This window comes from Salmonella sp. JXY0409-18 (assembly GCF_020268625.1).
GTDB classification, from domain to species: domain Bacteria; phylum Pseudomonadota; class Gammaproteobacteria; order Enterobacterales; family Enterobacteriaceae; genus Salmonella; species Salmonella enterica.
This window is the reverse complement of the sequence record NZ_CP084216.1, coordinates 1230928-1257922: the sequence shown is the minus strand read 5'-3', so window position 1 is coordinate 1257922 and position 26995 is coordinate 1230928. Positions and strand designations below refer to the sequence as shown.

The following is a 26995-nucleotide window of genomic DNA, read 5'->3' as shown; positions in this document are numbered from 1 at the left end:
AAATTAAATGAAATTCATAATTTATTCTGAAGAGTTGTTAACGTATTAATTCAAAATTAACCGCTGCAACCTGACCGGACTCATCCATTACGACAAGTTGATAACGTCCAGCGATATTGAGTAATAAAGAAAGACGATTATTTTCGCCATTAACAGGTTCGCCATTTAAAAACCACCAGCGACGCCCTTTACCGCCGGTAGTCGAGACGGGCAGCGTGACGTTTTCCTGGCCTGGCAATTGCCTGATCACCGCGCCATCCCTCACTCCTGACAGCATTAACGGCGCGGCATCATTGCCCTGCAGCGGCGGACAGTGGTCGGACGCCGCTGGCAAGCGGGCGCTACGTCTTTCCGCAGGCGGCAGCCACGGCTCCAGCGGCCGCGGCCAGACGATAAACGTATGCGCACGCGCCTGCGGACAGTCGGCAGCGACACGCCGCCCCGTATCATCCAGCCAGACCGGGAAACGAATACCGTTGATGTCTTCCTGCTCAGGTAACAGCAGCGTGGGCGGCTGGCTGTCATCGAGAAGCCATGTCGCCAGTCGGCGGCGACAGTTGCTGTCTCCGGCAGGCAGAGTCTGTCCGCCCGGCCAGCAAATGACGCCGCGGCTTACCGTCTGCGGACGCGGATCTTCCGGCAGGCGTCCCGTATGCGCCAGTAACAGATTATTGACCTGGTTAAGCAATGGCACCGCGCTGGCAAAACCAAATTGCCCCACCACAGGCGTGCCGTCGGGCCTGCCTGTCCAGATACCGATGATATAGCGCGCGTTAACGCCAATAGCCCACGCATCGCGATAGCCGTAGCTGGTGCCGGTTTTCCACGCCAACGGCACAATGCGCGGCAGCGCGTTATCCGGCAAGGGTTGCGCTTCATCCGCCATAATCCGTCGAATGATCCACGCCGCTCCCGGCGACATTAATGGTCTTTCCGACAGCGGATCGTCCGGCTGTAACCGTAGTTTCGCCGCTTTCCCATGACGAGCGAACGCGCTGTATGCCGCCGCCATCTCGTCAAGCCGCGCGCCCGCGCCGCCCAAAATCAGCGAAAGATTGGGCACCGCGCCAGCAGGCAAATATAGCGGCAGGCCGACGTTACGCAGTTTTGCCGCAAATCGTTTCGGCCCATAGACTTCAAGCACCTGAACGGCAGGCAGATTCAGCGAGCGTACCAGCGCGTCGCTCATGCTGACCGGGCCGTGAAATCCGCTGTCGAAGTTTCCCGGGCGGTAATCTCCGGTGCGGCGCGGAACGTCCTGTAATAATGATGCGGGATGGATCAAGCCGTCATCCAGCGCCAGACCGTACACAAAGGGTTTGAGTACCGATCCCGGCGATCGGATCGCCGTTACCATGTCGACATGACCAAAACGGCTGTCGTCATTAAGGTCTACCGATCCTACCCAGCCGCGCACGCTCATATCGGTATGATCGACGACGATCATCGCCAACGAACTGCGTGCCGGCAGCCGCCCTTTCCATGCCCGCGCCAGATCTTCCAGTTGCCGCTGCAACCCGGCGTCCAGCGTGGTCACAATTTTGTCGTTCTGGCTTTTACTCAACATCATTCGGGCAAAAAGCGGCGCCAGTTGCGGCATTTGACGCGGCGCCAGCCAGACCGGCTCTTCACGCGACTCGCGTACCGTTTCGGCAGGCCAGACGCCCTGCGCCGCCATCCGATCCAGCACTTTATTTCGTGCCGCTTCGGCTCTCGCAGGCCAGCGGTCGGGGCGTAACCGGCTCGGCGCCTGCGGCAATACGGCCAGCAGCGCCGCGTCAGCGTAACTCAGGCGCGCGGGCGGCTTGCCGAAGTAGGCCCAGCTTGCAGCGCCAATACCCTGTAGCGTGCCGCCGAACGGCGCGCGGTTCAGGTACAGCGTCAGGATATCGCGCTTGGACAAATGCCATTCAAGCTGGAGGGCGCGCCAAAGCTGGCGGATTTTACCGCCGAACGTGCGCGAATGTGGGTCCAGCAGTCTCGCCACCTGCATAGTCAGCGTACTGCCGCCGGAAATAACGCGCCCGGCGGTAAGATCCTGCCATGCCGCGCGCGCGACGGAGAAAGGGTTAACGCCAGGGTGCCGCCAGAACCAGCGATCTTCGTAATTGATTAAGGCCTCCAGGTAACGGGGAGAGACCTCTTCAATCGTCACCGGATAACGCCAGATCCCCCCGGCGTCGGCAAAGCGCCACAGCGGCGTACCGTCATGGGCTACCACGACCCGCGCAGGATGGACCTCATTGAGCGGCAGCGGCCAGAGTTTATCCGCCGCCCATAACGCCAGGAAAATAAAAAGCGGCGCGCCCGCCAGCCACAGCCAGCGGTCACGTTTACCACGCCAACCGTTCATTTAAGGCGTCACAATCAGCAGCCCCTCGCTCGCGCCGGTTGCCCGCCACTGAGGCACGTACATCGATTCCACCTGCGGTTGCGCAAGCTGGTACGTCCCCGGCGTTACCGCGCGCGCCAGGTAGACCAGCGTCACGGGCTGGCCCTCATTGACAACGACGGCAGCCACAAACCGATCATCGCGGAATTCCATATACTGAATATCCGCCTGCTGCATCTGATTAAGCAGATTTTGCACTTCGCTACCGCTCTCCGGCAGGCTGGCGCTGCTGTCAGCCAGATTCTGGTTTTCCAGCTCCAGTCCGGCCGGGAGCAGGTCCACCACCAGCGCATCCGGCACATTGCGATCGGCCACTACCGTTAACCAGACCAGCACCAGTTCGCCGCTACGCAACGAGGACAGCGATTTGCGCTGACCATCGGTCCCCAGTATTTGTCGTTCAATCTGCAAAACGTTGCTGGCAGGCTCAGGCGCAGATGAGGGATAACCGCTGCTATCCAGACGCAACCATAGCGGCTGGCTACCGGTGTTCGTCACCTCAAGGGCGGCCAGCTGGTCAGCATCCAGATTACGGGTCAGCGCCTTGTCGCCCGACAGCGGCTGCGCCTCTAACGAGGTCTGCGCCTGCCAGGCGCCCGCGCTGGCCTGTCGCGAATGCGCGGCGAGGAACAAGGCATTGTTCTCCTGGGTAGAGAGCCATCGCTGACCGAAGGCCTGCTCAGAAAGCGAGCTTAATAGCGCATTTTGCGCGTCCGGTCTGAGGTTGTTCTCTTCCAGTAGCGACAACATCAGAGCGTTATCGCGCAGAGAACTGCCGTAATCCGCTATCCATTGCCGTTCGTCCTGACGCGGCGTATTCAGAGCCAGCGTAATGGCCTCTTCGCCGCGTCTGGCATCACCCATCATGTTTAACGCGATGCCCAATTGCATCAGCGGCAGTCCTGAAACCGCCTGACTACGGCGCTCCCAGATTTCGCGCAGCGCGCCGAGCGGCGCTTTCTGCTGACGCGCCAGTACCAGCGCGGCGTAAGCCTGAGCGGCAAAAGTACTGGCCTGGGTATTATCGCTATAACGAATCAGTATCGTGCCGGGATCCTGCAGATAACGCAGCAGTCGCTCATTGCCCCGGTTAATGGCTTCCGGCGGGACGCTATATCCCTGCTCGCCCGCGCGAATGAGGAAATCCATCGCGTAGGCCGTTAGCCAGGGCTCTTCCGCCCCATCTTCATCCCATAGCGCAAAACCGCCGTTATCACGCTGCATCTGTAGTACCCGTGAGATGCCGATATCCACTGCGGCGCGCCGTTTTTCATCGCTATCGCCGGTAATACCGAGCGACTGCAATTGAGCGGCATTGGTATACAGCGCCGGGAATAACCCGCTGGTGGTTTGTTCCAGGCACCCGTACGGATATGCTTTCAGCTCGCGAATGTAGCGCGCCAGATTGAGCGGCGGTTTTCCGCTTAACAGCAGTTGTCCCTGTAACGTGGCTGGCGAGACGTTTGCCAGATGCTGCTCTGGTACATGCCAGCTCTCTCCCGGCGCCAGCGCAATGCCGCTATTTACCGTTTGGGCAGGCCAGGCCGGACGCACGCCGATTTGCCACTGCTTATGCTGCGCGCCGAGGGTTTCTCCCGGCAGATTCAGACCGCTAATGGTCGCCTGGATTTCGCCTTCGCCCAAACCTTCCAGCGCGCGTACCGGAACGAATAAGGTGGTGCGCACGCCCGGCGCCAGGTTGACCGGTTGCGGCTGCTGGCTAAGCAGTTCCAGTAACCCACTGGCGGCGAGCGCAATATTCAGCGTCTGCGGGCGGTCGGTCAGATTGGTGACGTCCAGCACCAGTCGCGAAACATCCCCTCCCGCCAGAAAACGCGGCATATTCAGCTCGGCAATCACTGGCGCGGCGACAACAACTTTGCTTTCGCCGCGACCAAAATCGTCCGCTGTCCATGCCTGCGCCATAACCCGCAGTTCGCCGTTAAAGTCGCCAATCGGCAGCGTTACGACCCCTTCGCCCTGCTCATTGAGCGTGATCGGCTGCGCCTGCTGCGCGATGATATTGACATGGTTTACCGGCGGTTTTCCGCCGCGCTTAAGGTCGTCGCCATCGCCGCCAAAACGCAACGCCGCCAGCCGCCCCTGCCCTTCAATGACCTGGCCGTAAATATCGTAGATATCCGCACCGTAGCGTTTTTGACCGAAGAACGCCTGCCACGGGTCCGGCGTCGCGTAATCGGTGATATTCAATACGCCGCTATCGACTGCGGAGACCAGCACGTTGATCTGTTTTGGCATTTCGCCGTGTTTAACGCTGGCTTTCACCCTGACGGTGAGCGGCTGATTCGGGCGCATTTTAGCCGGGCTTTCGAGCGCCAGATCGAGGCGGCGGTTTTCATCCCCCAGCGGTAGGTGTAGTAACCCCACGGCGCGTTTTGGCGTCGCGGAACGAGATTTATCGCCGGGACGCACCACCAGCGTACTGAGATAGAGATCGTGGCGATTCCAGGTTTTATCCACCGGAATCGTGAGCTCCAGACCTTGTGCCGGCACATCGATCGCCTGCCACCACAGCGGACCATCGCTGGACTCCACCATCGCATAACCTTTACCGGCGACCGGCGCGGCGATATGCAATTTCATGGTGTCGCCTGGACGATAATTCGCTTTATCCAGTTTGAGGGTGACGCGATCCGGACGCGCCGCGCCGCTACCGTCGCTGTTATCCTGCCAGCTATAGCCGGCCCAGAAACGAACGCTGCTGACCGTCTCATTCGGCGCTTTGACCTCCAGACGGTACGCGCCCCATTCCACCGGGAAGCTGACTTTTCCGGTTTCATCCGCGTTCAGATCCAGCGTCTGCTCGCCCTCCACCAGATCTTTTTGATCAAACTGCGACTGCCAGCCTTCGCTTTCCGACCAGTTCCAGTAATAGTCGCGACGCTCGCGGATGAGCCGCACCTGTAAACCGGACACCGCTTTTTTCTCGCCCTGCGCGTTGGCGTAAACAATATCGAATGCGGCGTTGCTGTCTTCGTCGACAATCGGTTGATTAACGGTGGTATCCGTACGGTAGTCGTATACCGCTTTGGCGGCGAACTGTGGACGAATTCCCGGTAACGTATCGGCAGGCCAAATCGCCTGCTCTACGCGACGAGTGACCGGACGACCGCCAGACTCCAGCAGGCTGGCCTGTAGAATTACCTGCAGCGGCGAATGCGCTTCTTGCCACTGGCTGGCAGCACTCACTTCACCACGTCCGCCTTTATCCAACGTCAGTTGAACTTCGTCCAGGCTGCGCGAAAGATTCTCTTCGGCAATATTGCCGAACTGGAAGCCAGGCAACGCCGCGACAGCGTCGCGCAGCGGACGCAGGAAAAGTTGCCCTTGCAGGGTATTGCCGATAGCAGGCGCGCCATACAAGTAATAGCCGACAACGGAGAATTTCACCTCATCCGCAGGCGCCAGCGGTGTTTTTTGCGCCGTCAGGTTGAGCGCCATCCGCTCCGGCATAAAGTCTTCCACATGGAAATCCCAACTCCGCAGCAAATTATCGCCGGTGTTGGCGCGGACATGCCACAAGCCGGTCGGCGCGTTGATATCCAGCGGATAATTCAAACGGTATAGCCCGTTTTCCGGCTGGCTGACGATGGTACGCATCACCTGTCCGTCTGGTTTTACCACTTCCAGCTTAACGGGTTGATCGGGCAGCGTTTTACCGTCGCTATCGCGCAGCAATCCGTTGAGGATAACCGTTTCGCCCGGTCGGTAGAGATCGCGCGGGCCGAACATAAAGAACTGCTTGCTGTAGCCGGGCGCGCCAGCGACATTAAATTCCGACAGATCCAGAGCCGGAAGCGTGAGATCGAGCAGCGTGGTCTGCTCCTCTTTACGCGCCAGTAATAGCGCCGCCGCTTTATCAGCTTCCAGTTGCACATGTCCCTGCGCGTCGCTCGTCGCCTGCGCCAGCGTCTGCCCTTTATCATTCAGAAGAACGATCTCAATTCCCGACTGCGCCGCGCCGTTTTCCAGGCTTTGCGTAAAGATATCCAGCCGATTATGGTAACGGTGCGCGGACACGCCGATATCGCTAAGGGTAAACAACGTAGCGGCATTACTATAGTTGTAGTGTCCAGCCTGATTCATTACCGCCACATATACGCCCGCCTGTTGCAGCGGCTTAATATCGCTTAATGGCAGCAGCAGTTTCTCACGCGTATTGCGCGCCGGATTAAGATCAAAACGACCGGTATAAACCAAATCCGCCATTTTCAGCAGATTGTCGGACTCCCAGTTAGAGAGAGAACTACGGTACTCCCACTGGCTGACAAATGACGCCAGCGATCCGGGCTTAACGCGGAAAAAGTTCACATCAACGTGGTTGACGTTAAGCGCCATGACCGGCAGTCCTTCCGCGATTTTCCCCGGTAGCAGCGATCCCCGGCTGGCAAAGCCGACGCTGGGCTGGACATCACGCGTGGTAATCGTTTTTTCATAAGACTTGCCGAAGGTGGCGTTATTCAGCGCTTTAACGGCGGGATCAACCGTGACCACCAGCACGCGTTCAGGTTCCAGATGACGTAACCTTAGCTCTTTTAAATTTGGCGCCAGCTCCCATGCGCCGTCAACGCTGCCGCTTTTCTTATCAACCACGTGAACCACACGGGAGAAATCCTGTTCAGGATCTAAAGGAATTGAAAACGTCAGCACCAGCGTCGCCGCGCCGTCGAGCTGCGCTTCGGAGGCGTCTAATAGCGTGAGCGCTTTGCCCTGGCTTTGCTGCGCCAGCTTTTGTAGCTGTGCCGGGTCTTTTGCGGGCGAGGGCTGCGCTACGGCTGGCGCTTCGCTTTTAGTCGTCGGGGCGGTTTTATCGTTGTTATCGCATCCCGCCAGCGCCAGCATGATCATGCAGGCCACCACGCGTAAATGTTTCATCTTTCATCCCTGGCCTTAACGGCCTGTCAGCAACGGTTGATGAGATATTATGCGCGAGAAATTTTATTGTGTAAGTCCGTATTACTGTGATGATGCGAAAATTTTACGCAGAAATGTGGTTTCGCCAGCCAAAACAGCCTCTTCTACTTGTCCCTTTTCGGGAAACGTCCGACAATTTGATCATAATCAGGTAACAATGGAGATGCCCATGACCACCGCCTTTTTTGTCGCCGCCGACTGGCTTGCCGAACATATTGATGATCCGGAAATACAGATTCTTGACGCCCGTATGGCGCCGCCAGGACAGGAACATCGTGATATGGCGGGCGAATATCGCGCCGGACATATTCCCGGCGCGCTGTTTTTTGATATTGAAGCTCTTTCCGATCGCGCATCGCCGCTGCCGCATATGATGCCGCGCCCGGAAGCGTTTGCGGTGGCCATGCGTGAACTGGGTGTTCGCCAGGATAAACACCTGGTCATATACGATGAAGGCAATCTGTTCTCCGCTCCGCGGGCATGGTGGATGCTACGCACGTTCGGTGCCGAGAAAGTGTCCATTCTGGCGGGCGGACTGGCGGGCTGGCAGCGTGACGAATGGCTATTGCGCGAAGGCGAAGAAGCGCATGAAGGAGGCGAGTTTGAGGCGAAATTCGCGCCGCAAGCCGTGGTGCGTCTCACCGACGTATTGCTGGCAAGTCATGAAAAAACCGCGCAAATCGTTGATGCGCGTCCGGCGGCGCGTTTTAACGCTCAGGCTGATGAACCGCGTCCGGGGCTGAGGCGCGGACACATTCCTGGCGCGCTAAACGTCCCGTGGACGGAACTGGTGTATGAGGGCGAATTAAAAACCACTGACGAACTGAATGAGGTTTTTTTCAGCCACGGCGTGAGTTTCGACAGACCGATTATCGCCAGTTGCGGTTCCGGCGTGACGGCCGCGGTCGTGGTGCTGGCGCTCGCCACGCTGGATGTGCCTGACGTCACGCTTTACGACGGCGCGTGGAGCGAATGGGGCGCGCGTACCGATTTACCGGTTGAACCCACTTAATATCTGCCATGCCGGATGGCGCTCACGCTTATCCGGCCTACCGTTCAGGCTGATGTAAAACGAATCTACATAAATACTGTTTAAGCAGGCCACAAAAAAACCGCTCAATTGAGCGGTTTTTTTGTGCTGGTCCGGTTCGCGGCCTTTCCAGCAGGCTTTGTTGCCATAGCAACGCAGGCACACCGTAGGGGATTAATACTCCCTTTTAAGGGAGCAAATGTCAATATAATTTACCAGGAAACTATTCAATATTTGAGGTATTATCTTTCCCGGCCCTTTCCGCCGTCTCGCAAACGGGCGCTGGCTTCAGGAGAGGATAACCCATGGCCGTAAGCGCAGGCACACCGTAGTGCCTGCTATCACGGCATTATCGCCAGCGGTACTGCCGTGATGCGGTCTTCGCAAGGACCGCAACATGAAGGTACGATGCTTTTGTGTCGTGCTTCTTGTTTCTGGCACGTTGTGTCTTCACGCAGACAGAAGCTACCCAGGTAATTCTGTTCCCGTAACGCTCAACGTCCAGAGCAGGTAAGCCAGGAGGCCGCCCTGTTGGGCGGCTTTCTTTTCTTCAGATGATGCGATTCTGTTTAAAGTCGCGCAGGAACCCACCCCAGCGGCGCTCGTAGAACGGTGCGATATGCTCGGTGATAAAGTGGCTGATACCCTGCTCGCCCTTCCTCACCTGACAAATATCGATCGGTTCGTCACCCGGTAACGTGTCGGTCGCCACATTGCCCGCTGCGTGAATGATCTCTTCAATATCGCCGTCAGCCTCAATGCCAATCAGCAGATTAGGTTGGGCGTCCGCATGTTCTTTAATAGCGCAGAGAAATGCGCGTTTCACCGGTTTGATGGTTTTAAACAGCGTAGTGAGGGAATCAATCATCTGCGACGGCGGCTCGGCCACTTCGGATAAAATAAGCGACTCGCCGCCTTCCAGCACTTCCTGCGTACTTAATGGACTGCCTTCCTCAGCGAGAAGCAGGCTGATTTCACGCGGCATAAACTCTTTGCCGGTCGGCAATTTAGCGTTGAGGAATAGCGTTTCGCCAAGCGTCATTTCAAACAGCGTGCGCGCCGGCATCACCACAAATGCCTGTTCGTCTTCCACGGCCTGCTGCAGCGCCTCCAGAGAAGTAAAGAAGGGAATGACGGTCGTGCCGTCTTCTTTTTCCCAGTGCTGCAAATCCAGAGCGCTGTCTTCCACAATCGCCTCGCCTTCGGCAGCGCTGCCCGGCACCCAGACGGTGGACTCCAGTAAGGTACGGAAAAATGCCGGACGATGCGCGGGCTCAGTCGCCGCTTTCTCCAGCAAGATTTCTAATTCATTTTTAGTTTCGGACATAGGAATCACAAATTATGTATATGGGTTGTAGGCCTGATAAGACGCACGGCGTCGCCATCAGGCAAAATGCCGGGTGGCGCTTCGCTTACCCGGCCTACAAAAACACCGTTCAGGCGGTCAGCAAATTCGCGATGGTGCGCACACCCAGACCGGTTGCCCCGGCAGCCCACTGCTCAACCGGCGCTTTGCGATAAGTGGCGGAACAGTCAATGTGCAGCCAGCCTTCGCGGTAATTTTCAACAAAGTGCGACAGAAAACCCGCGGCGGTGCTTGCCCCAGCGGGATACGCCGCGCTGCCGGTGTTGTTCAGTTCCGCAAAGTTAGACGGCAGCTGGTTACGGTGGAACTCCGCCAGCGGCAGACGCCAGAACGGTTCATTCTCTTGCGCCGCGCTGGTCAGCAAGCGCCCCGCCAGCGTATCGTCAAAACTGAATAGCGCATGGTAGTCGTTACCCAGCGCTGTTTTCGCCGCGCCGGTTAACGTCGCCATATCAATGATTAGCTGCGGGTGTTGTGCGCTGGCGTCAATCAGGCCATCCGCCAGCACCAGTCGCCCTTCCGCATCGGTATTCATGACTTCGACATTCTTACCATTACGGTAGCGAATAATGTCGCCCAGTTTAAACGCATTGCCGCTGATTAGATTATCGGCGCAGCACAGGAACAGTTTTACGCGTTTATTCAGCCCACGGGTAATGGCGAACGCCAGCGCGCCTGTTACTGTCGCCGCGCCGCCCATATCGGATTTCATTGAGTCCATAAAAGCGCTTTGTTTGATACTGTAGCCGCCGGAGTCAAAGGTAATACCTTTACCGACCAGGCAGGCATAAACCGGCGCATCTTTGTCTCCCGTCGGGTTGTAATCCAGCGCCAGCAGCACCGGCGGACGCTCAGAACCACGGCCTACGGTATGCAACCCCATATAGTTCTGCTCGCGCAGATCTTCGCCTTTGGTGATACGGTAAGTGACGCTATCGCACGCGACGCTACACAGCAGATCCACCGAGCGCTGCGCCAGTTGCTCCGGCCCAAGCTCTTCCGCCGGAGCATTAATGGTGTCGCGCACCCAGTCAATAATGGTCAGGCGGTTATCCAGCTCCTGACGTTGGGCATCGTCTAAATCCGGCCACATTACGGTACGGACGCCTTTTGGTCCTTTATAACCCGCCCAGAATGCCCAACAACGCTCGGTATCCCATCCTTCGCCTGTCAGCGCGACCTGTTTTATTCCCAGGCCGTCGATTTTACGCGCCGCACGCTGGATCAACCCCAGATCGTCTTTACCGTTAAGATGCAAGGTAATACCGTCGTTATTAATACTGTAAGTGGCTTTATCGCCCCAGCGCGCATCGGCAGGCTGCGTGGAAAGCGTAATTTTCATGGCTTCTGTCATTGTTATTTTCCTTATTAGCAAACGGGCCGCCGTAGGGCAGCCCGTTATTTGACTTACTCTGCTTCATCCAACCAGACTAGCAGAATCGCCTCCAGAATTTTTTCATTGGATGCGTTAGGGTCGTCGTCAAAATCGTCCAGTTCGCAGATCCACTGATGCAGATCGGTGAAACGAACGGTTTTAGGATCGACATCAGGATATGCGTCGTATAACGCTTCGCCAATCTCGCGGCTATCGGTCCACTTGAGTCCCATACTACCCTCTGTTAATGCTCACGCGCATGGTTGATTGTGTAACGTGGAATTTCGATAACCAGATCGTCGTCGGTAACGCGGGCCTGGCAGCTCAGTCGACTTTCCGGCTCCAGCCCCCACGCTTTATCCAGCATATCGTCTTCTTCTTCCGAACTTTCCGGCAAGGAGTCGAAGCCTTCACGTACAATACAGTGACAGGTGGTGCAGGCGCACGATTTCTCACAGGCGTGTTCAATCTCGATGCCGTTGCGCAGCGCAACGTCAAGAATGGTTTCACCGGTCTCAGCTTCCAGAACTGCGCCATCCGGACAAAGATCCTGATGAGGCAGAATAACAATCTTCGGCATGTTAAACCTCGTCTACGGAATGGCCTTTCAACGCGCGACGAACCGACTGGTCCATGCGGCGAGCAGCAAATTCCTGGGTTTGTTTATCTACGTTTTTAATGGCTTGTTCTATGGCGTCAACATCATCGCCTTGTGCGACCGCGCTTAAATGTGCGGCGGCATCATCAATGCATTGACGTTCTGCGGCGCTTAACAGCGCGGCGTCGGCAGTTAGCGCGCCGGTCAAACTTTCCAGCACGCGCGCGGCTTCGACTTTTTGCTCCGCCAGCATACGCGCTTTCACGTCCTGCTCGGCAAAACTCATGGAATCCTTGATCATCGAGGCGATTTCGCTATCGGTCAGGCCATAGGAAGGTTTGACCTGAATGGAGGCCTCGACGCCGGTGGATTTTTCCATTGCGGTGACGCTCAACAGGCCATCGGCGTCTACCTGGAAGGTCACGCGAATATGCGCCCCGCCCGCCGGCAACGGCGGAATCCCGCGCAGCGCAAAACGCGCCAGCGAGCGGCAGTCCTGCACCAGTTCGCGTTCGCCCTGCATCACATGGATAGACATCGCGGTCTGACCGTCTTTGAAGGTGGTGAAATCCTGCGCGCGCGCCACCGGGATAGTGGTGTTGCGCGGAATGACTTTTTCCACCAGGCCGCCCATCGTTTCCAGCCCAAGAGAGAGTGGAATCACGTCCAACAGCAGCATTTCGCTGTCCGGCTTGTTGCCGACCAGAATATCGGCCTGAATCGCTGCGCCGATAGCGACCACTTTATCCGGGTCGATAGCGGTTAACGGCGTGCGGCCAAAAAATTCGCCTACTCGCTCACGCACCAGCGGTACACGGGTCGAACCACCAACCATGACCACTTCCAGAACGTCCTGGGGATCAACGCCGGCATCTTTCAATGCGCGACGGCAGGCCAATAGCGTGCGCTTAACCAGCGCGGAAATGAGATCGTTAAACTGCTCGCGAGTGATTTCCCCCTGCCAGCCCGCAACGTTAACGCGAACGGTATCGGCATCGCTTAAGGCGATTTTCGCCGCAATCGCGGCATCAAGCAGTTCGCGCTGAACGCGATTGTCGCTACGATCGGCAATTCCCGCCTGCTCACGAATATAGTCCGCCAGCAGATGGTCAAAGTCGTCGCCGCCGAGCGCAGAATCACCGCCCGTCGCCAGCACTTCAAACACCCCGCGGCTCAGGCGTAAAATAGAGATATCGAAGGTACCGCCGCCGAGATCGTAAACAGCAATAACGCCTTCTTTGCCTGAGTCCAGACCGTAGGCAATCGCCGCCGCCGTCGGTTCGTTGAGCAGGCGCAGTACATGCAGGCCCGCCAGCCGCGCGGCGTCTTTCGTCCCCTGACGTTGGGCATCATCGAAATAGGCGGGAACGGTAATCACCACGCCATCCAGCTCGCCGGAGAGCGATTCGCTAGCCCGCGCGGCCAGCGCTTTGAGAATATCAGCCGATACGCGTACCGGATTGAGCAATCCAGCCGCCGTGTCAATCATCGGCAGCCCATTAACGCTTGCCTTAAACCGGTAAGGCAGATGCGGATAGCGCGCCTGGATATCCGCCAGCGAGCGTCCCATCATGCGTTTCACAGAGCTGATAGTGTTGGCCGTATCCTGCGCGGCATTGTCGCGCGCAGCGTAACCGACCGTATGGCCCTGCTGCTGATAGTGAACCACTGAAGGCAACAGGTGGCGCCCTTCGTGGTCAGGCAGAGTTTCCGCCTGGCCGCTGCGAACCGTCGCAACCAGAGAGTTGGTAGTGCCTAAGTCGATGCCCGCCGCCAAACGACGCTGATGCGGCGCGGCGCTCAGACCAGGCTCACTAATTTGTAATAAGGCCATGTTAGATTCCAGTTAAAAATCGAGCAGCTTTTCTTCGAGTTGTTCTGCGCTGCTTCGCAGTTTATCGAGAAACCGCAGTTTGCGCACCGTATCCGCCGCCGCGTCCCACGCGGCGTTGTCCAACTGTTCCACCATTTGCTGAAGACGAGCATCAAACATCTTTTGTACGCGTTTGATGAAGCTTTCCAGCCGCACGTCGTCTTTTGATTGTTCGATATCGTCCAGCTCTTCGCGAAGCGTGAGTTGTTCCATCAGAAACGCGGTGTCGCGTACCGTATGCTGCTCGCTGGCCAGATCGAACCCGTGTAAGGAAAGCAGATACTCCGCGCGCGTCAAAGGGTGACGCAGCGTTTGCCAGGCCTGGTTGATCGTGGCGGATTGCTGAACGGCGGCAAGCTGCTGCGCCTGAGTGCCGTTGGCAAATTTGTCAGGGTGATACTGGCGTTGCAGATCCTGAAAACGAAGGCTCAGCGCCTGGGTGTCAATCTGATAACGGGCTGGTAAGCCAAAGAGGGTGAAGTAATCCATAACATTCTCAGGGATAGCCTGTCAGAACAAACCCCACACGCAGGCGACCACGGTGGGGTTATACCTTCTTACTTCGCGCCGCAGATGCGTTGTCTGCGCGGGTTCCCCCAGTCACTTACTTAAATAAGCGCCTGGGGATTCACTCGCTTGCCGCTTTTCTGCAGCACGAATGCTCGGTATAACAGCGGAACACGGTTACACGTGGAAGCTTTCGCCGCAACCACACTCATCTTTCACATTCGGGTTGGAGAATTTAAACCCTTCGTTCAGACCTTCTTTTACGAAGTCCAGCTGTGTACCGTCCAGAAATTGCAGGCTCTTGCCGTCAACCACTACCTTAACGCCTTTGTCTTCAAACACGGTGTCTTCCGCCGTTGGCTCGTCAACAAATTCCAGTACATAAGCCATACCTGAGCAGCCGGAGGTTCTCACGCCCAGACGCAGACCAAACCCTTTACCACGGTTGGCCAGGAAGGTATTAACTCGCGCTGCTGCACTGTCGCTAAGTGTTATCGACATAACAAAACCTCAATGTTAACGTTCTATTTTATTTCGCTTCGCGTTTGCTTTTGTAATCCGCAATAGCGGCTTTAATCGCGTCTTCCGCCAGAATAGAGCAGTGAATTTTCACCGGCGGCAGTTCCAGTTCGTCTGCAATGTCGGTGTTTTTAATCGCCTGCGCTTCGTCCAGGGATTTCCCTTTCACCCACTCCGTTACCAGAGAACTGGAAGCGATAGCGGAACCGCAGCCGTAAGTCTTGAAGCGCGCGTCTTCAATGATACCTTCATCGTTAACTTTAATCTGCAACTTCATGACGTCGCCGCAGGCCGGCGCGCCAACCATGCCGCTTCCCACGTTATCGTCGTTGTTGTCAAACGACCCTACGTTACGCGGGTTCTCATAGTGATCGATTACTTTTTCGCTGTAAGCCATTATAAATTCTCCTGATTCCGATACCGATTAATGATGTGCCCATTCGATGCTGTTCAGATCCACACCCTGCTTGTACATTTCCCACAGTGGAGAAAGGTCACGCAGACGGCCAATGGATTTACGAACCAGATCAATGGCGTAGTCGATCTCTTCTTCAGTGGTAAAACGACCTAAAGAGAAACGGATAGAGCTATGCGCCAGTTCGTCATTCATGCCCAACGCGCGCAGCACGTAGGACGGTTCCAGACTGGCGGAGGTGCAGGCGGAACCGGAAGAGACCGCCAGGTCTTTCAGCGCCATGATCAGCGACTCGCCTTCAACGTAGTTAAAGCTCACGTTGAGAATGTTTGGCGCGCCCTGCTCAAGGTCGCCGTTCAGGTAAACTTCTTCAATATCTTTGATGCCGTTCCACAGACGGTTACGCAGACCGCGCAGACGGGCCATTTCGGTCTCCATCTCTTCTTTCGCGATACGGTAAGCTTCGCCCATGCCGACGATCTGGTGGACAGGCAGAGTACCAGAGCGCATACCGCGTTCGTGCCCGCCGCCATGCATCTGCGCTTCAATGCGAATACGCGGCTTACGACGCACATACAGCGCGCCAATGCCTTTCGGACCATAAATTTTATGACCGGAGAAGGACATCAGATCCACTTTCAGTTGGCTCAGGTCGATAGGCAGTTTGCCCACGCTCTGGGTGGCGTCAACGTGGTAGATGATACCGCGCGCGCGGCACATTTCGCCGATGGTTGCGATATCCTGCACCACGCCGATTTCGTTGTTCACGTGCATGATGGAAACCAGAATGGTGTCGTCACGCATCGCTGCTTCGAGCTCGTTGAGATCGATGATGCCGTTGCGCTGCGGCGCCAGGTAGGTCACTTCAAACCCTTCGCGCTCAAGCTGACGGCAGGTGTCCAGCACCGCTTTGTGCTCGGTCTTGCTGGTGATGATGTGCTTGCCTTTTTTCTGATAAAAGTTGGCAGCGCCTTTGATCGCCAGGTTATCGGACTCCGTCGCCCCTGAGGTAAAGACGATTTCACGCGGGTCGGCACCGACCAGTTCAGCAATCTGGTTACGGGCGATATCTACCGCCTCTTCAGCCTGCCAGCCGAAACGGTGTGAACGAGACGCCGGGTTCCCAAAGGTTCCGTCCAGGGTCAGAAACTGCATCATTTTCTCGGCAACACGCGGGTCCACCGGCGTGGTTGCGGAGTAGTCGAGATAAATCGGTAATTTCATTGCTCTTAAACTCCGTACATCACTCAATGCAAGGAATCAGGCAACCGGCTGGATGTACGACCGTGTTGACGGGACGTCCGCGTCCCGGCCTGATTCTGAATTCTTTTTTACGCTTCATCCTTCAGACGACCGCGGCATTCACCGCATGAGGCCGCCAGAAGAGATGGCGTAATATTTTAATTAAGCGCGTAATTTAACGTCGATAGCGTCCTGCGCACGACCGCTGGCGCGCGGCGCGTCATGCGTGTGCTGGCGACCAGACACATCCAGAACTTCCTGGTTATTCACCAGCTCGCCTAAGGTAATATTGTTGAGAAAACCGGTCAGGCGATCGCTTAAATCACGCCACAGCGCATGGGTCAGGCATTTATCGCCGCCCTGGCAGCCGCCTTTGCCCTGGCAACGGGTCGCGTCAACGGATTCATCAACCGCGCTGATCACTTCGCCGACCGCGATACTGCCAGCATCTTTACCCAGCAGATAACCGCCGCCCGGCCCGCGTACGCTGGAAACCAGACCGTTTTTACGTAAACGGGAAAATAGCTGTTCCAGATAAGAAAGGGAAATCCCCTGACGTTCAGAAATATCAGCCAACGGTACCGGGCCCGCTTCGGAGTTGAGCGCAACGTCTAACATTGCGGTCACGGCATAACGCCCTTTAGATGTCAGTCTCATGTCTTACTTAACCTCAAACTCGCCCCTGCCCGGGGTTTTTTATTGTAAAATGGGGGTATTGCATAGCAGGGACAAGTCTGACATTCCCGAGTAATTTGGTCAACTATTTACTTGAGTAAATTAGTCAGGTATTTAGCGTTCCGTGCGGTATTGACGCGGTTACTTGCCTTTATTCTGCTGCTCAATAGACGCCAGAATCCCACGCAGAATATTCAACTCCTGGCTTTCCGGGCGGGCGCGGGTAAACAGACGGCGCAATTTATTCATCACCTGCCCCGGATGGCTTTCGCGAATAAAGCCAGTGGAGAGCAACGTCTGCTCCAGATGGCCGTAGAAACGTTCAAGATCGTCCACCAGCGGATACGGCGTCTCTTCATGATCTGCCGCGTCGCCGTTTTCCTGCGTCGCCAGCCAGGCCATACGGACTTCATACGCGATGACCTGTACCGCCATCGCCAGATTCAACGAGCTGTACTCCGGGTTAGCGGCAATCGCGACGTGATAATGGCATTTTTGCAACTCATCGTTAGTCAGCCCGACACGCTCACGACCAAAAACCAGCGCAACCGGCGTATTTGCCGCTTCCGCCACGCTTTTTAAGCCGCACTCGCGCGGATCAAGCATCGGCCACGGCAGAGTGCGGGAACGGGCGCTGGTGCCGACCACCAGGCTACAGCCAGCCAACGCTTCATCCAGCGTATCGACGATCTGCGCATTACCGATCACATCGCTGGCGCCTGCCGCCAAGGCGATGGCCTGGGAGTCCGGTTTCACCAGCGGGTTTACCAGCCACAGGTTAGTTAAGCCCATGGTTTTCATAGCGCGAGCCACAGAGCCCATATTGCCGGTGTGAGAGGTTTCCACCAGCACAATTCGAATGTTTTGCAGCATTGTCTTTCTTCAGCTAAAGATTATTCTGACATCTTACCATAAAACCAAGACAGATTCCGATCTCGCTGCTATACTCTGCGCCGTTTTCCCGTTCTTTAACATCCAGTGAGAGAGACCGATGCATCCGATGCTGACCATCGCCGTGCGCGCAGCGCGCAAGGCGGGTAATGTAATTGCCAAAAACTATGAAACTCCGGACGCTGTAGAAGCGAGCCAAAAAGGCAGTAACGATTTTGTGACCAATGTGGATAAGGCCGCTGAAGCGGTAATTATCGACACCATTCGCAAATCTTACCCGCAACACACTATTATCACCGAAGAAAGCGGTGAGCACGTTGGCACAGATCAGGATGTTCAATGGGTTATCGATCCGCTGGATGGCACCACCAACTTTATCAAACGTCTGCCACACTTCTCTGTTTCCATTGCTGTACGCATTAAAGGCCGTACTGAAGTGGCTGTCGTTTACGATCCGATGCGTAACGAACTGTTCACCGCCACCCGCGGTCAGGGCGCGCAACTGAACGGCTACCGTCTGCGCGGCAGTACCGCTCGCGATCTGGACGGCACTATCCTCGCTACCGGCTTCCCGTTCAAAGCCAAACAATACGCGACCACCTACATTAATATTATCGGCAAGCTGTTCACCGAATGCGCCGATTTCCGCCGCACCGGTTCCGCCGCGCTGGATCTGGCCTATGTGGCTGCAGGTCGTGTCGATGGTTTCTTTGAAATTGGCCTTCGTCCGTGGGATTTCGCCGCGGGCGAACTGCTGGTTCGTGAAGCGGGCGGTATCGTCAGCGATTTCACCGGCGGTCATAACTACATGATGACCGGTAATATCGTGGCGGGGAATCCGCGCGTCGTTAAAGCCATGCTGGCGAATATGCGCGACGAACTGAGCGATGCGCTGAAGCGCTAAGTCTCTTCGGCGGATGGGGCCACTCATCCGCCGTGCCTTTTCAGGCGTTTTTCCTAAACACAGCCTCATCGCTTTACTTGCCTGCATGTTTTTGTACGATCGCTCCCTGCTCCGCTATTGGCATAAAGCGGCAAGGAAGCGAACATGCCCCTTCAACATACCCGACGCATCGTCAAATCCCTTTTTATTCTGTTTATCATTGTGGTCTGTATTTACCTGCTACCCCGCGTAGCGATCAATGCCTTTTATTACCCGGACAATAAAGTCTATGGGCCAACCCCTGCCGAAGCTGAATCCATTACCTTTACCGCCAAAGATGGCACGCATCTGCACGGCTGGTTTATTCCCACTGCTTTCGGCAGGCCGGAAAACGCCGTCGCGACGGTGATTCATGTCCATGGCAACGCCGGAAATATGTCGGCGCACTGGCCGTTAGTCAGTTGGCTGCCAGAACGCAACGTAAACCTGTTTATGTTTGATTACCGTGGTTTTGGCGAATCTGAGGGTACCCCATCACAAGAGGGGCTACTGGACGATACGAAAAGCGCGATAGATTATGTGCGGCATCGCGACGACGTTAACCCCGAGCGCCTGGTACTGCTGGGGCAGAGCCTGGGCGGCAATAATGTACTGGCCGCCGTAGGCCACTGCGTAGGCTGCGCAAATATGCGCTACGCCGACCAGGCGGGCATACGTGCGATTATCCTCGACTCAACGTTTTTATCCTATTCCTCCATCGCCAACCAGATGATCCCGGGCAGCGGCTATTTGCTTGATGACCGCTATAGCGCGGATCGCAATATCGCCAGCGTCAGCCCCATTCCGGTATTGATTCTTCATGGCACGGCAGACCATGTTATTCCCTGGCAGGACAGTGAGAAATTGTATGCCCTCGCCCAAGAGCCCAAACAAAAAATCTTCATTCCTGGCGGCGATCACATTGATGCTTTTTCCGGGCGTTATGAAAACCTTTACCGCGATGCAATGATTAATTTTATTCAGACCGCGCTATCCGCTAAATAGCGCGACGCTGTATATATGCATATTTTATGATTAAGAATATATTTATTATACCGATAGTAAAAACCATTTTTTCCCGTTAGCGAAGGCGGTGGATTAGCGCTAGCGTAACAGTAATATTCAACTGATTTTTATAACAATTTATTTTCATTTGTTTTTCCTGAATATTACTGTGGAGTATGTGATGGCTATCAAAATTACGCCTGACGAGTTTAGTTTGCTTATCCAGCGATTAAACAAAAAATGGCGCGTGTTTGCCCCGTCCGCAGAGTTTCGCGGCGGACGTTTTTCCGACACTGACAACATTATTTATCAACGGATTAGCGGCTGGCGCGATCTCATCTGGCACGAGAAATCGCACATGTCGCCGAATACCATTATCGCCCCTATCACCGAAACGCTCTTTTATTTCGATAAAGACACCATTCAAATTGCCGAGACAGACACTTCCCCGATAATCATCTTTGCCCGCGCCTGCGACATTAACGCCATGTCGCGGATGGATTATATGTATTTATCAAATGGGAATAATTCCGATTACAGTTATCAACTGCTACGGGAGCATATTCGTTTCGTCCTTATTGAGTGTGAAGAAAGCTTCGAAAATTGTTTCTGCGTCTCAATGGGTACTAATAAAACTGACTGTTATAGCGCCGCTATGCGTTTTAGCGATGAGGGCGCGCTTGTCAGCATCCGCGATCCCTTTATCGAGGCGGCGATACAAGGGCTGGGGCAGGAGGCTGACTATACCCCCTCTTTCGTCAGCGAAAACCGGGAAACCGTCGTCACGCCGGACAGCGTTTGCCGCGATCCGCAAAAAATTCGCGACATTCTCACCCGCCATCCGCTATGGGACGCCTACGACAGCCGCTGCATCAGTTGTGGTCGCTGCACTACCGGGTGCCCAACCTGTACCTGCTATAGCGTCTTTGACGTCGCCTATGATGAAAATCCGCAGCGCGGCGAACGCCGTCGCCAGTGGGCAAGCTGCATGGTGCCGGGCTTTAGCGACATGGCCGGCGGTCATGGTTTTCGCGAAAAACCCGGCGAGCGTCTGCGCTACCGCGCCCTGCATAAGGTCAATGACTACAAAGCGCGCAACGGCATTGAACATATGTGCGTCGGCTGCGGCCGCTGCGACGATCGCTGCCCGCAATACATCAAATTTTCTTTGATTATCAACAAAATGACCGCTGCCGTTCGGCAGGCGCTGGCAGAGGAGGCATAACGCATGTCACATTGTTCCTGTCATGATAAACCGCAGCACAGTTTGCTGCCTGCGGCGTACCGCATCCTCAGTATTACTCGCCACACGCCGCTGGAGTGGAATTTCCGCGTGGCCGTCGATTTTCCCGCGCACTGGGGGCAATTTGTTGAGGTGTCGCTGCCGCGCGTCGGCGAAGCGCCCATCTCCGTTTCCGACTACGGCGACGGCTGGATAGATCTGCTGATTCGTAATGTCGGAAAAGTGACCAGCGCCCTCTTTACGCTGAAAGAAGGCGACAACGTATGGCTACGCGGCTGCTATGGCAATGGCTATCCGGTCGATACGCTGCGCCATAAACCCTTACTGGTTGTCGCAGGCGGCACGGGCGTCGCGCCGGTGAAAGGCTTAATGCGCTATTTCGTTGAGAATCCCCAGGAAATTGGTCAGCTGGATATGATTCTCGGCTATAAAAATCGCGATTGCGTGCTGTACAAAGAAGAAATGGCGACGTGGCGCGGCAAACATAATCTGGTGCTCACGCTGGATGAAGGCGAGGCTGATGACCGTTACCAGATTGGTCGGGTGACCGATCGGCTTGCCGACATGACGCTTAGCGATATCGACACCATGCAGGCCATCGTCGTTGGGCCACCAATAATGATTACCTTTACCGTAAAAATGCTGCTGCAAAAAGGGCTCAAGCCGGAGCAAATCTGGGTGGACTACGAACGCCGGATGGCCTGCTCCGTCGGGAAGTGCGGCCACTGCCGTATGGGCGAAGTGTATGTCTGCACCGACGGCCCGATATTTAACTACGCCGTCGCGCAACGTTTTGCCGATTAAGGAGAACATCATGAGCATTGATATTGATATCATTAAAGCCCGTGCGAAAAACGAATATCGCCTGTCAAAAGTGCGCGGCGAAGCCATGATCAGCGTCCGCATTCCCGGCGGTATTTTGCCTGCGCATTTGCTAACGGTGGCGCGTGACATCGCCGAAACCTGGGGCAACGGACAAATTCACCTCACTACCCGCCAGAAGCTGGCGATGCCGGGTATCCGTTACGAAGATATCGACAACGTGAACGCCGCGCTGGAGCCGTTTCTTCGCGAGATTGAAATAGAACTGTGCGACGTCCAGGTTGAGGATACCAAAGCGGGCTATCTCGCTATTGGCGGGCGAAATATTGTCGCCTGTCAGGGGAACCGCATTTGCCAGAAAGCCAACACTGACACGACCGGTCTGTCCCGTCGTCTTGAAAAACTGGTCTATCCCAGCCCTTATCATCTCAAAACGGTCATCGTCGGCTGCCCGAATGACTGCGCGAAGGCGTCAATGGCCGATCTGGGAATTATTGGCGTGGCGAAAATGCGCTTCACTGCCGATCGTTGTATCGGCTGCGGCGCCTGCGTGAAGGCCTGTAGTCACCACGCGGTAGGCTGCCTGGCGCTGAAGAACGGCAAAGCGGTCAAAGAAGAGTCCGCCTGTATCGGCTGCGGCGAGTGCGTGCTGGCCTGTCCGACGCTGGCCTGGCAACGTAAGCCGGATCAGCTCTGGCAAGTCCGTCTGGGCGGACGCACCAGTAAAAAGACGCCGCGCGTCGGCAAGCTCTTCCTCAACTGGGTGACTGAAGATGTGATAAAGCAGGTGATCGTTAACCTGTATGAATTTGAAAAAGAGATGCTCGGCGGAAAACCGATCTATCTCCATATGGGCCATCTGATCGACAAAGGCGGCTACCTGCGTTTTAAAGAACGGGTACTGCGCGGCGTTCAGCTCAATCCGGAAGCGATGGTCGCCGAACGCATTTACTGGGCCGAAGACGAATCCGTCGCGCGGATGCATCTCAAACCCGCCGGGCACTAATCAACCACGCCATGGCCGCAGCCCGCCCACAGGCTGCGGCACGCTAAACCACATGACCAGCGCCGCGACAAGCAGTATCACCCCTCCGGCCAGCGCCAGCGTTGACCAGCCTACCTGCCGCCATAACGCCGGCGCTTCGTTTCCACTGAGCTTCACCGCCAGAGCACGAAAAGTGTGTACCAGCAGCGCCAGCGAGGTAATCGTTAGCGAGGTTCCCGCCGCCATTGCCAGTACCGACGCCATTCCCCAGCTAAAAACGCCAATCACTTTACTGAATAACAGCACCATTATCGCGCCGGAACAGGGCCGCATCCCCATAGACAGTACGATCATGAGTCGCGCGCGCCAGTCATCGCCGCTATGCAATTGTTCCTGCGTCGGTAGATGCTGATGTCCGCAGCCGCATTTTTCATGGTGAACATGGCGCGGCGTAAAAGCGATAAAGACAGGTTTACGTAGCAGCGCGCGTAACCTTTTTATCGCCCGCCAGCACAGCAAGATGCCCAGCCCGCCAACTAACGCATAGCTCCCCTTTTCCAGCCAGAAACCGCTCAGATGGAGCTGCCTGGCCGGAAGTTGCAATACGGTCAGCACGCCCACCACCAACCCGATAGCCACGAGCCCCTGTAATAACGCGGCGGCGAGGGTTAGCACGATACTTGATTTCAGCTTCGAAGGATGCGTCGCCAGCCATGTCGCGATCACCACTTTGCCGTGTCCCGGCCCCAGCGCATGAAGCACGCCATACATAAAACTCAGCAGAAGCAACGATCCGCCCGCCCGCTCAGGATGCGTCGCCACCGCGTTAAGCAGCGCGCTCAACTGCTGATTCACGTCCCGCTGCCAAAGAGCGCTTTTCAACATCACCTGCGGCCAGGCCTGCCATATCCACAGACCGCCAACCAGCATTAGCAGCAGGAATAACGCCAATGGCCACAGCGAGAGCCAGCGCCGCCCCGGAGTGCGTTGAGAAAAAATTACTGACATTGCAAGGTCACCGTTTGGGCAAACTGTTTACCTAAATCCATATCCTCCGGCGGCGCGTCCTCTTTATCCAGCGACTGGGCGAAACGTAGTGTCTCTTCGCCGGGCGCAGGAGTATAAACCTGAATCCGACACTTTTCGCGCAGCGGTTCCGGCATCGTGATATCGCTGTCCTGGTCATAATGCATATCGACATAATAAGAGGGATCAAACGTTGAAAAGGTATAAGTCTGTCCGCTTAACGGCTGCGGTTCAGCCAGCGGTAGCGTAAAGGTCAATACCGCCTGATGCACGTCACGCGTCATACCGTATTCTGTCGGCCTGTTTTTAAACTTCACTTTCGCGCCATTGCGCCACACTTCTGTAAAGTAGTGCTGCCCAAGTACGTTAGCCATCACTTCCGCCGCCAACTTTTTCCATATTTCTGACCCCGGAGCCGCGTTTCCGGCGTCATACAGCAGATCTGCGGATGTCAGCGCGTCCATTGTCCAGCGCATTTTTAACGCCACAAATTGCTCATTTTCACTGACCACCTGCGTTTGCAGACGGATGAAGCTGTGCGGATGCGCCGCCGCCACGAAAGATAAAACGGCAAGAAATAGTGTTAAGGCGCTGCGTTTCACTAGCTTCATCTGTTCCTCGCGATAAAAATTCTGTGACGTTCCTCAGCATTCCTGGCCTAAAAGCACGCTTATCACATTTTTCACGCGCAAACTTTAGCTATCCTTACCAGACAAACTAACGGGAGACCTGACAGATGATGCCGACAATTGCCCCACCATCTGTACTTTCCGCTCCCCAGCGCCGCTGTCAGGTATTGCTGACGCTTTTCCAGCCGGAGCCAATTGCCACGGTGGAAATCTTCAGCGCGCTTAATGGCGTTGATGATGATACTGCCCGTGAGGATATCACTGAGACAAGCCTGGAGATCCAGCGCTATCATCGCCTTGCCATCACAACATGCCAGAACGGTTGCTATCGGATCGAAGGTACAGCACTCGATCAGCGCCTTTGCCTTTTACACTGGCTCAGGCGCGGCCTGCGTTTATGCCCGACCTTCGTCACGCAACAGTTTACCCCGGCCTTAAAAAACGCGCTAAAGCAGCGCGGTATCGCGCGTCCGCTGTATGACGATATTAATCTGCACGCGCTCATCAATCTGTGCGCCCGCCGGTTGCAAAAACCATTTGAACATCGCGACGTGCAGTTCCTGCGTCTCTTTTTACAGTATTGTCTGCTACAACACCATGCCGGCATCACCCCGGAGTTCAACCCTGTACAGCAGATTTGGGCGCAGTCGTGCGCGGAATATCCACTCGCCCAGGAAATTGGTCGTCACTGGCAGCGCCACGTGATGCAGGCCGCACCGCTCAATGAAGCGCTGTTTATGGCGTTACTGTTTTCAATGATTCGCCTCCCCGACCCGATTCGCGACACGCATCAACGGGCGCAGCAACTGCGACTGGAAGTGGCGCGGCTGGTGCTGCGCTTCCGAGAAAAAGGGAACGTACGCTTCAGCGACGAACAAGGGCTTAACGATCAGCTGTATGTCCATCTCGCCCAGGCGCTGAACCGAAGTTTATTCACGATTGGCATCGATAATACGCTTCCGGAAGAGTTCAACCGTCTTTATCCGCGTCTGGTTCGCACCACACGTGAGGCGCTCGCCGGATTTGAAGCCGAATATGGTGTCCACTTTTCCGAGGAAGAGACGGGTCTGGTGGCAGTGATTTTCGGCGCCTGGCTGATGCAGGATAACGATTTGCATGAGAGACAGATCGTATTGTTAGTGGATAAAAATGATGCGCTGGAGACGCATATTGAGCAGCAACTGCGTGAACTGACCCTGTTGCCGCTGAATATCAGACGGATATCGCTCCAGGCGTTTCAAAAAGAGGGATGCCCGCGCGGCGTAGCGCTGATTGTTACCCCTTACGCCACGCCGCTACCGCTCTTCTCACCGCCATTAATTCATGCGGATCGCGCCCTCACAGCGCACCAACAGCAGCAGATCCGCAAGATCCTGGAATCATGACGCGGCAACCACTTTGGGCCGAAGGAAGATAGCGGGCAATGCCACCAGCGCCATAATCCAGAATACGCCGCCGCCCAGATGTTGATACAGAAAACCGGCAAATACTGTCATAATCGCGATGCTGCCGCCCATCGCCACAGCGGAATAGACGGCCTGCAAACGAATCACCTCGCTTCCCTGACGCGCAGCGATATAGCGCATGGCGGCCAGATGGCAAACGGTAAACGTGCCACAGTGCAGGATTTGTATCACAATCAGCCACGGCAGCGCCGTACTCCAGCCCATCAGTCCCCAGCGTACCACGCCGCACACAGCGGAAAGCAACAGCAAGTCGCGGGCGCTAAACCGGCGGAATAGCTTTTTACTCAGTGCGAAAATGATCACTTCCGCCACCACGCCCAACGACCATAAATAGCCGACCGCCGATGCTGAATAGCCAGCCCCCTGCCAGTAGATGGCGCTAAAACCGTAGTAGGCGGCGTGCGCCCCTTGCAGCAAACAGACGCAGGCGAGAAAACGCCAACTTTGTGCCACCAGCGTACGCCAGGCGGGCCAGCCTGCGCTCTCCTGCTGACGGCTTTCCCCTTGCGGCGGCACGCTGGGACGTAACAACATACCCAGCAACATCGAGGCGACGCCGAGCGTCAGTAGCGCCAGAATCGCCTGGTAATCGTATAAACTCACCAGCTTACCGGTCAGCGCCGACCCTATCACGAAGGCGATGGACCCCCACAGCCGCACCCGACCATAGTCCAGGGTAATTTGCTTTTGCCAGGTATTGGCCAGCGCATCGGTCAGCGGCACCAGTGGTGAAAAGAAGAGGTTAAACCCAACCATCACCACCATTAGCCACGCGACATGCGTTCCTGCCCAAAATGCCAGCGCAAATACCAGCGTCAGCAATGCCAGTACGCGCAGCGCGGAGATCAACCGCGAAGGATCGCTTACGCGAGGCGCAATGAGCAGACTACCGAGAAAACGCGCGACCAGACCCACGCCCAGCAGAAGACCGATGGTTTCCGGCGTTAGCCCAAGACCTTTGAGCCAGACGCTCCAGAAGGGCAGAAAAATACCGTAACTAAAGAAGTAGGTGAAATAACTGAGCGCCAGCCAGCGCGTGGAATGCAATGCCATGATTCCCTCCCGTTTGGAGGCGATAG

Annotated in this window: 24 protein-coding genes; 8 read left to right on the top strand and 16 right to left on the bottom strand. The window is 55.9% G+C overall.

What is annotated here, in order from left to right; all coding sequences use genetic code 11:
- Nucleotides 1-37: 37 nt before the first annotated feature.
- Nucleotides 38-2353: a peptidoglycan glycosyltransferase PbpC gene (gene pbpC, locus LDB27_RS05960; protein ID WP_001014741.1), complete on the bottom strand. Its 2316-nt coding sequence runs from the start codon at nucleotides 2351-2353 to the stop codon at nucleotides 38-40.
- Nucleotides 2354-7288 carry an alpha-2-macroglobulin family protein gene (locus LDB27_RS05955; RefSeq protein WP_000681843.1) on the bottom strand — a complete coding sequence of 1645 codons (4935 nt, stop codon included), beginning with the start codon at nucleotides 7286-7288 and terminating at the stop codon, nucleotides 2354-2356.
- Between the two features lie 208 nt (nucleotides 7289-7496).
- Here LDB27_RS05955 and sseA point away from each other — a divergent pair, with 208 nt between their 5' ends.
- Nucleotides 7497-8339, top strand: a complete 843-nt coding sequence (gene sseA / locus LDB27_RS05950) for a 3-mercaptopyruvate sulfurtransferase (RefSeq protein ID WP_000205242.1) — start codon at nucleotides 7497-7499, stop codon at nucleotides 8337-8339.
- 415 nt (nucleotides 8340-8754) lie between these two features.
- On the top strand, nucleotides 8755-8871 hold the full coding sequence (timP, locus tag LDB27_RS23820; RefSeq protein ID WP_242617172.1) for a small toxic inner membrane protein TimP: 117 nt from the start codon (nucleotides 8755-8757) through the stop codon (nucleotides 8869-8871).
- Between the two features lie 36 nt (nucleotides 8872-8907).
- On the opposite strand, the gene sseB is transcribed toward timP, so the two are convergent.
- From sseB to trmJ, 11 genes are all read right to left on the bottom strand, one after another.
- Nucleotides 8908-9684, bottom strand: coding sequence for an enhanced serine sensitivity protein SseB (gene sseB / locus LDB27_RS05945; RefSeq protein ID WP_001522413.1), 777 nt, complete (start codon nucleotides 9682-9684; stop codon nucleotides 8908-8910).
- 109 nt (nucleotides 9685-9793) lie between these two features.
- On the bottom strand, nucleotides 9794-11077 hold the full coding sequence (gene pepB / locus LDB27_RS05940; protein ID WP_000133546.1) for an aminopeptidase PepB: 1284 nt from the start codon (nucleotides 11075-11077) through the stop codon (nucleotides 9794-9796).
- A gap of 53 nt (nucleotides 11078-11130) precedes the next feature.
- Nucleotides 11131-11331, bottom strand: a complete 201-nt coding sequence (gene iscX, locus LDB27_RS05935; protein ID WP_000523621.1) for a Fe-S cluster assembly protein IscX — start codon at nucleotides 11329-11331, stop codon at nucleotides 11131-11133.
- 11 nt (nucleotides 11332-11342) lie between these two features.
- Nucleotides 11343-11678, bottom strand: a complete 336-nt coding sequence (fdx, locus tag LDB27_RS05930) for an ISC system 2Fe-2S type ferredoxin (RefSeq protein WP_001124466.1) — start codon at nucleotides 11676-11678, stop codon at nucleotides 11343-11345.
- 1 nt (nucleotide 11679) lies between these two features.
- On the bottom strand, nucleotides 11680-13530 hold the full coding sequence (hscA, locus tag LDB27_RS05925) for a Fe-S protein assembly chaperone HscA (RefSeq protein WP_001196652.1): 1851 nt from the start codon (nucleotides 13528-13530) through the stop codon (nucleotides 11680-11682).
- A 12-nt stretch (nucleotides 13531-13542) separates the two neighbouring features.
- Complete coding sequence (hscB, locus tag LDB27_RS05920) at nucleotides 13543-14058, bottom strand: co-chaperone HscB (RefSeq protein ID WP_000384398.1); 516 nt, start codon at nucleotides 14056-14058, stop codon at nucleotides 13543-13545.
- 195 nt (nucleotides 14059-14253) lie between these two features.
- Nucleotides 14254-14577, bottom strand: a complete 324-nt coding sequence (gene iscA, locus LDB27_RS05915; protein ID WP_000028952.1) for an iron-sulfur cluster assembly protein IscA — start codon at nucleotides 14575-14577, stop codon at nucleotides 14254-14256.
- Between the two features lie 28 nt (nucleotides 14578-14605).
- Nucleotides 14606-14992: a Fe-S cluster assembly scaffold IscU gene (gene iscU / locus LDB27_RS05910; protein WP_000331704.1), complete on the bottom strand. Its 387-nt coding sequence runs from the start codon at nucleotides 14990-14992 to the stop codon at nucleotides 14606-14608.
- A gap of 27 nt (nucleotides 14993-15019) precedes the next feature.
- A complete protein-coding gene (iscS, locus tag LDB27_RS05905) occupies nucleotides 15020-16234 on the bottom strand; it encodes a cysteine desulfurase (protein WP_000775262.1) in 1215 nt (404 codons plus the stop codon).
- A 180-nt stretch (nucleotides 16235-16414) separates the two neighbouring features.
- A complete protein-coding gene (gene iscR, locus LDB27_RS05900; RefSeq protein ID WP_001241346.1) occupies nucleotides 16415-16909 on the bottom strand; it encodes a Fe-S cluster assembly transcriptional regulator IscR in 495 nt (164 codons plus the stop codon).
- A gap of 159 nt (nucleotides 16910-17068) precedes the next feature.
- Entirely contained in the window at nucleotides 17069-17800 is a 732-nt protein-coding gene (trmJ, locus tag LDB27_RS05895; protein WP_000940033.1) for a tRNA (cytosine(32)/uridine(32)-2'-O)-methyltransferase TrmJ, read from the bottom strand.
- Nucleotides 17801-17918: 118 nt separating this feature from the next.
- Here trmJ and suhB point away from each other — a divergent pair, with 118 nt between their 5' ends.
- From suhB to asrC, 5 genes are all read left to right on the top strand, one after another.
- Nucleotides 17919-18722 (top strand): inositol-1-monophosphatase, encoded by an 804-nt coding sequence (suhB, locus tag LDB27_RS05890; protein WP_000553473.1) that lies wholly within the window; start codon nucleotides 17919-17921, stop codon nucleotides 18720-18722.
- 144 nt (nucleotides 18723-18866) lie between these two features.
- Complete coding sequence (locus LDB27_RS05885; protein ID WP_001130936.1) at nucleotides 18867-19745, top strand: alpha/beta hydrolase; 879 nt, start codon at nucleotides 18867-18869, stop codon at nucleotides 19743-19745.
- 181 nt (nucleotides 19746-19926) lie between these two features.
- Nucleotides 19927-20970 carry an anaerobic sulfite reductase subunit AsrA gene (gene asrA / locus LDB27_RS05880; protein ID WP_000985212.1) on the top strand — a complete coding sequence of 348 codons (1044 nt, stop codon included), beginning with the start codon at nucleotides 19927-19929 and terminating at the stop codon, nucleotides 20968-20970.
- Between the two features lie 3 nt (nucleotides 20971-20973).
- Nucleotides 20974-21792, top strand: a complete 819-nt coding sequence (gene asrB, locus LDB27_RS05875; protein WP_000017587.1) for an anaerobic sulfite reductase subunit AsrB — start codon at nucleotides 20974-20976, stop codon at nucleotides 21790-21792.
- 10 nt (nucleotides 21793-21802) lie between these two features.
- A complete protein-coding gene (asrC, locus tag LDB27_RS05870) occupies nucleotides 21803-22816 on the top strand; it encodes a sulfite reductase subunit C (RefSeq protein WP_000020685.1) in 1014 nt (337 codons plus the stop codon).
- Here asrC and LDB27_RS05865 read toward each other — a convergent pair whose 3' ends face one another.
- Nucleotides 22817-23803: a nickel/cobalt transporter gene (locus tag LDB27_RS05865; RefSeq protein ID WP_000111018.1), complete on the bottom strand. Its 987-nt coding sequence runs from the start codon at nucleotides 23801-23803 to the stop codon at nucleotides 22817-22819. It lies immediately after the preceding gene.
- On the bottom strand, nucleotides 23794-24432 hold the full coding sequence (locus tag LDB27_RS05860; RefSeq protein WP_000780029.1) for a DUF1007 family protein: 639 nt from the start codon (nucleotides 24430-24432) through the stop codon (nucleotides 23794-23796). The genes LDB27_RS05865 and LDB27_RS05860 overlap by 10 nt, the downstream gene beginning before the upstream one ends.
- A 125-nt stretch (nucleotides 24433-24557) precedes the next feature.
- Here LDB27_RS05860 and csiE point away from each other — a divergent pair, with 125 nt between their 5' ends.
- Entirely contained in the window at nucleotides 24558-25835 is a 1278-nt protein-coding gene (csiE, locus tag LDB27_RS05855) for a stationary phase inducible protein CsiE (RefSeq protein ID WP_000982967.1), read from the top strand.
- Here csiE and LDB27_RS05850 read toward each other — a convergent pair.
- A complete protein-coding gene (locus LDB27_RS05850) occupies nucleotides 25830-26969 on the bottom strand; it encodes a 3-phenylpropionate MFS transporter (RefSeq protein WP_001173729.1) in 1140 nt (379 codons plus the stop codon). The genes csiE and LDB27_RS05850 overlap by 6 nt on opposite strands.
- Nucleotides 26970-26995: the final 26 nt, after the last annotated feature.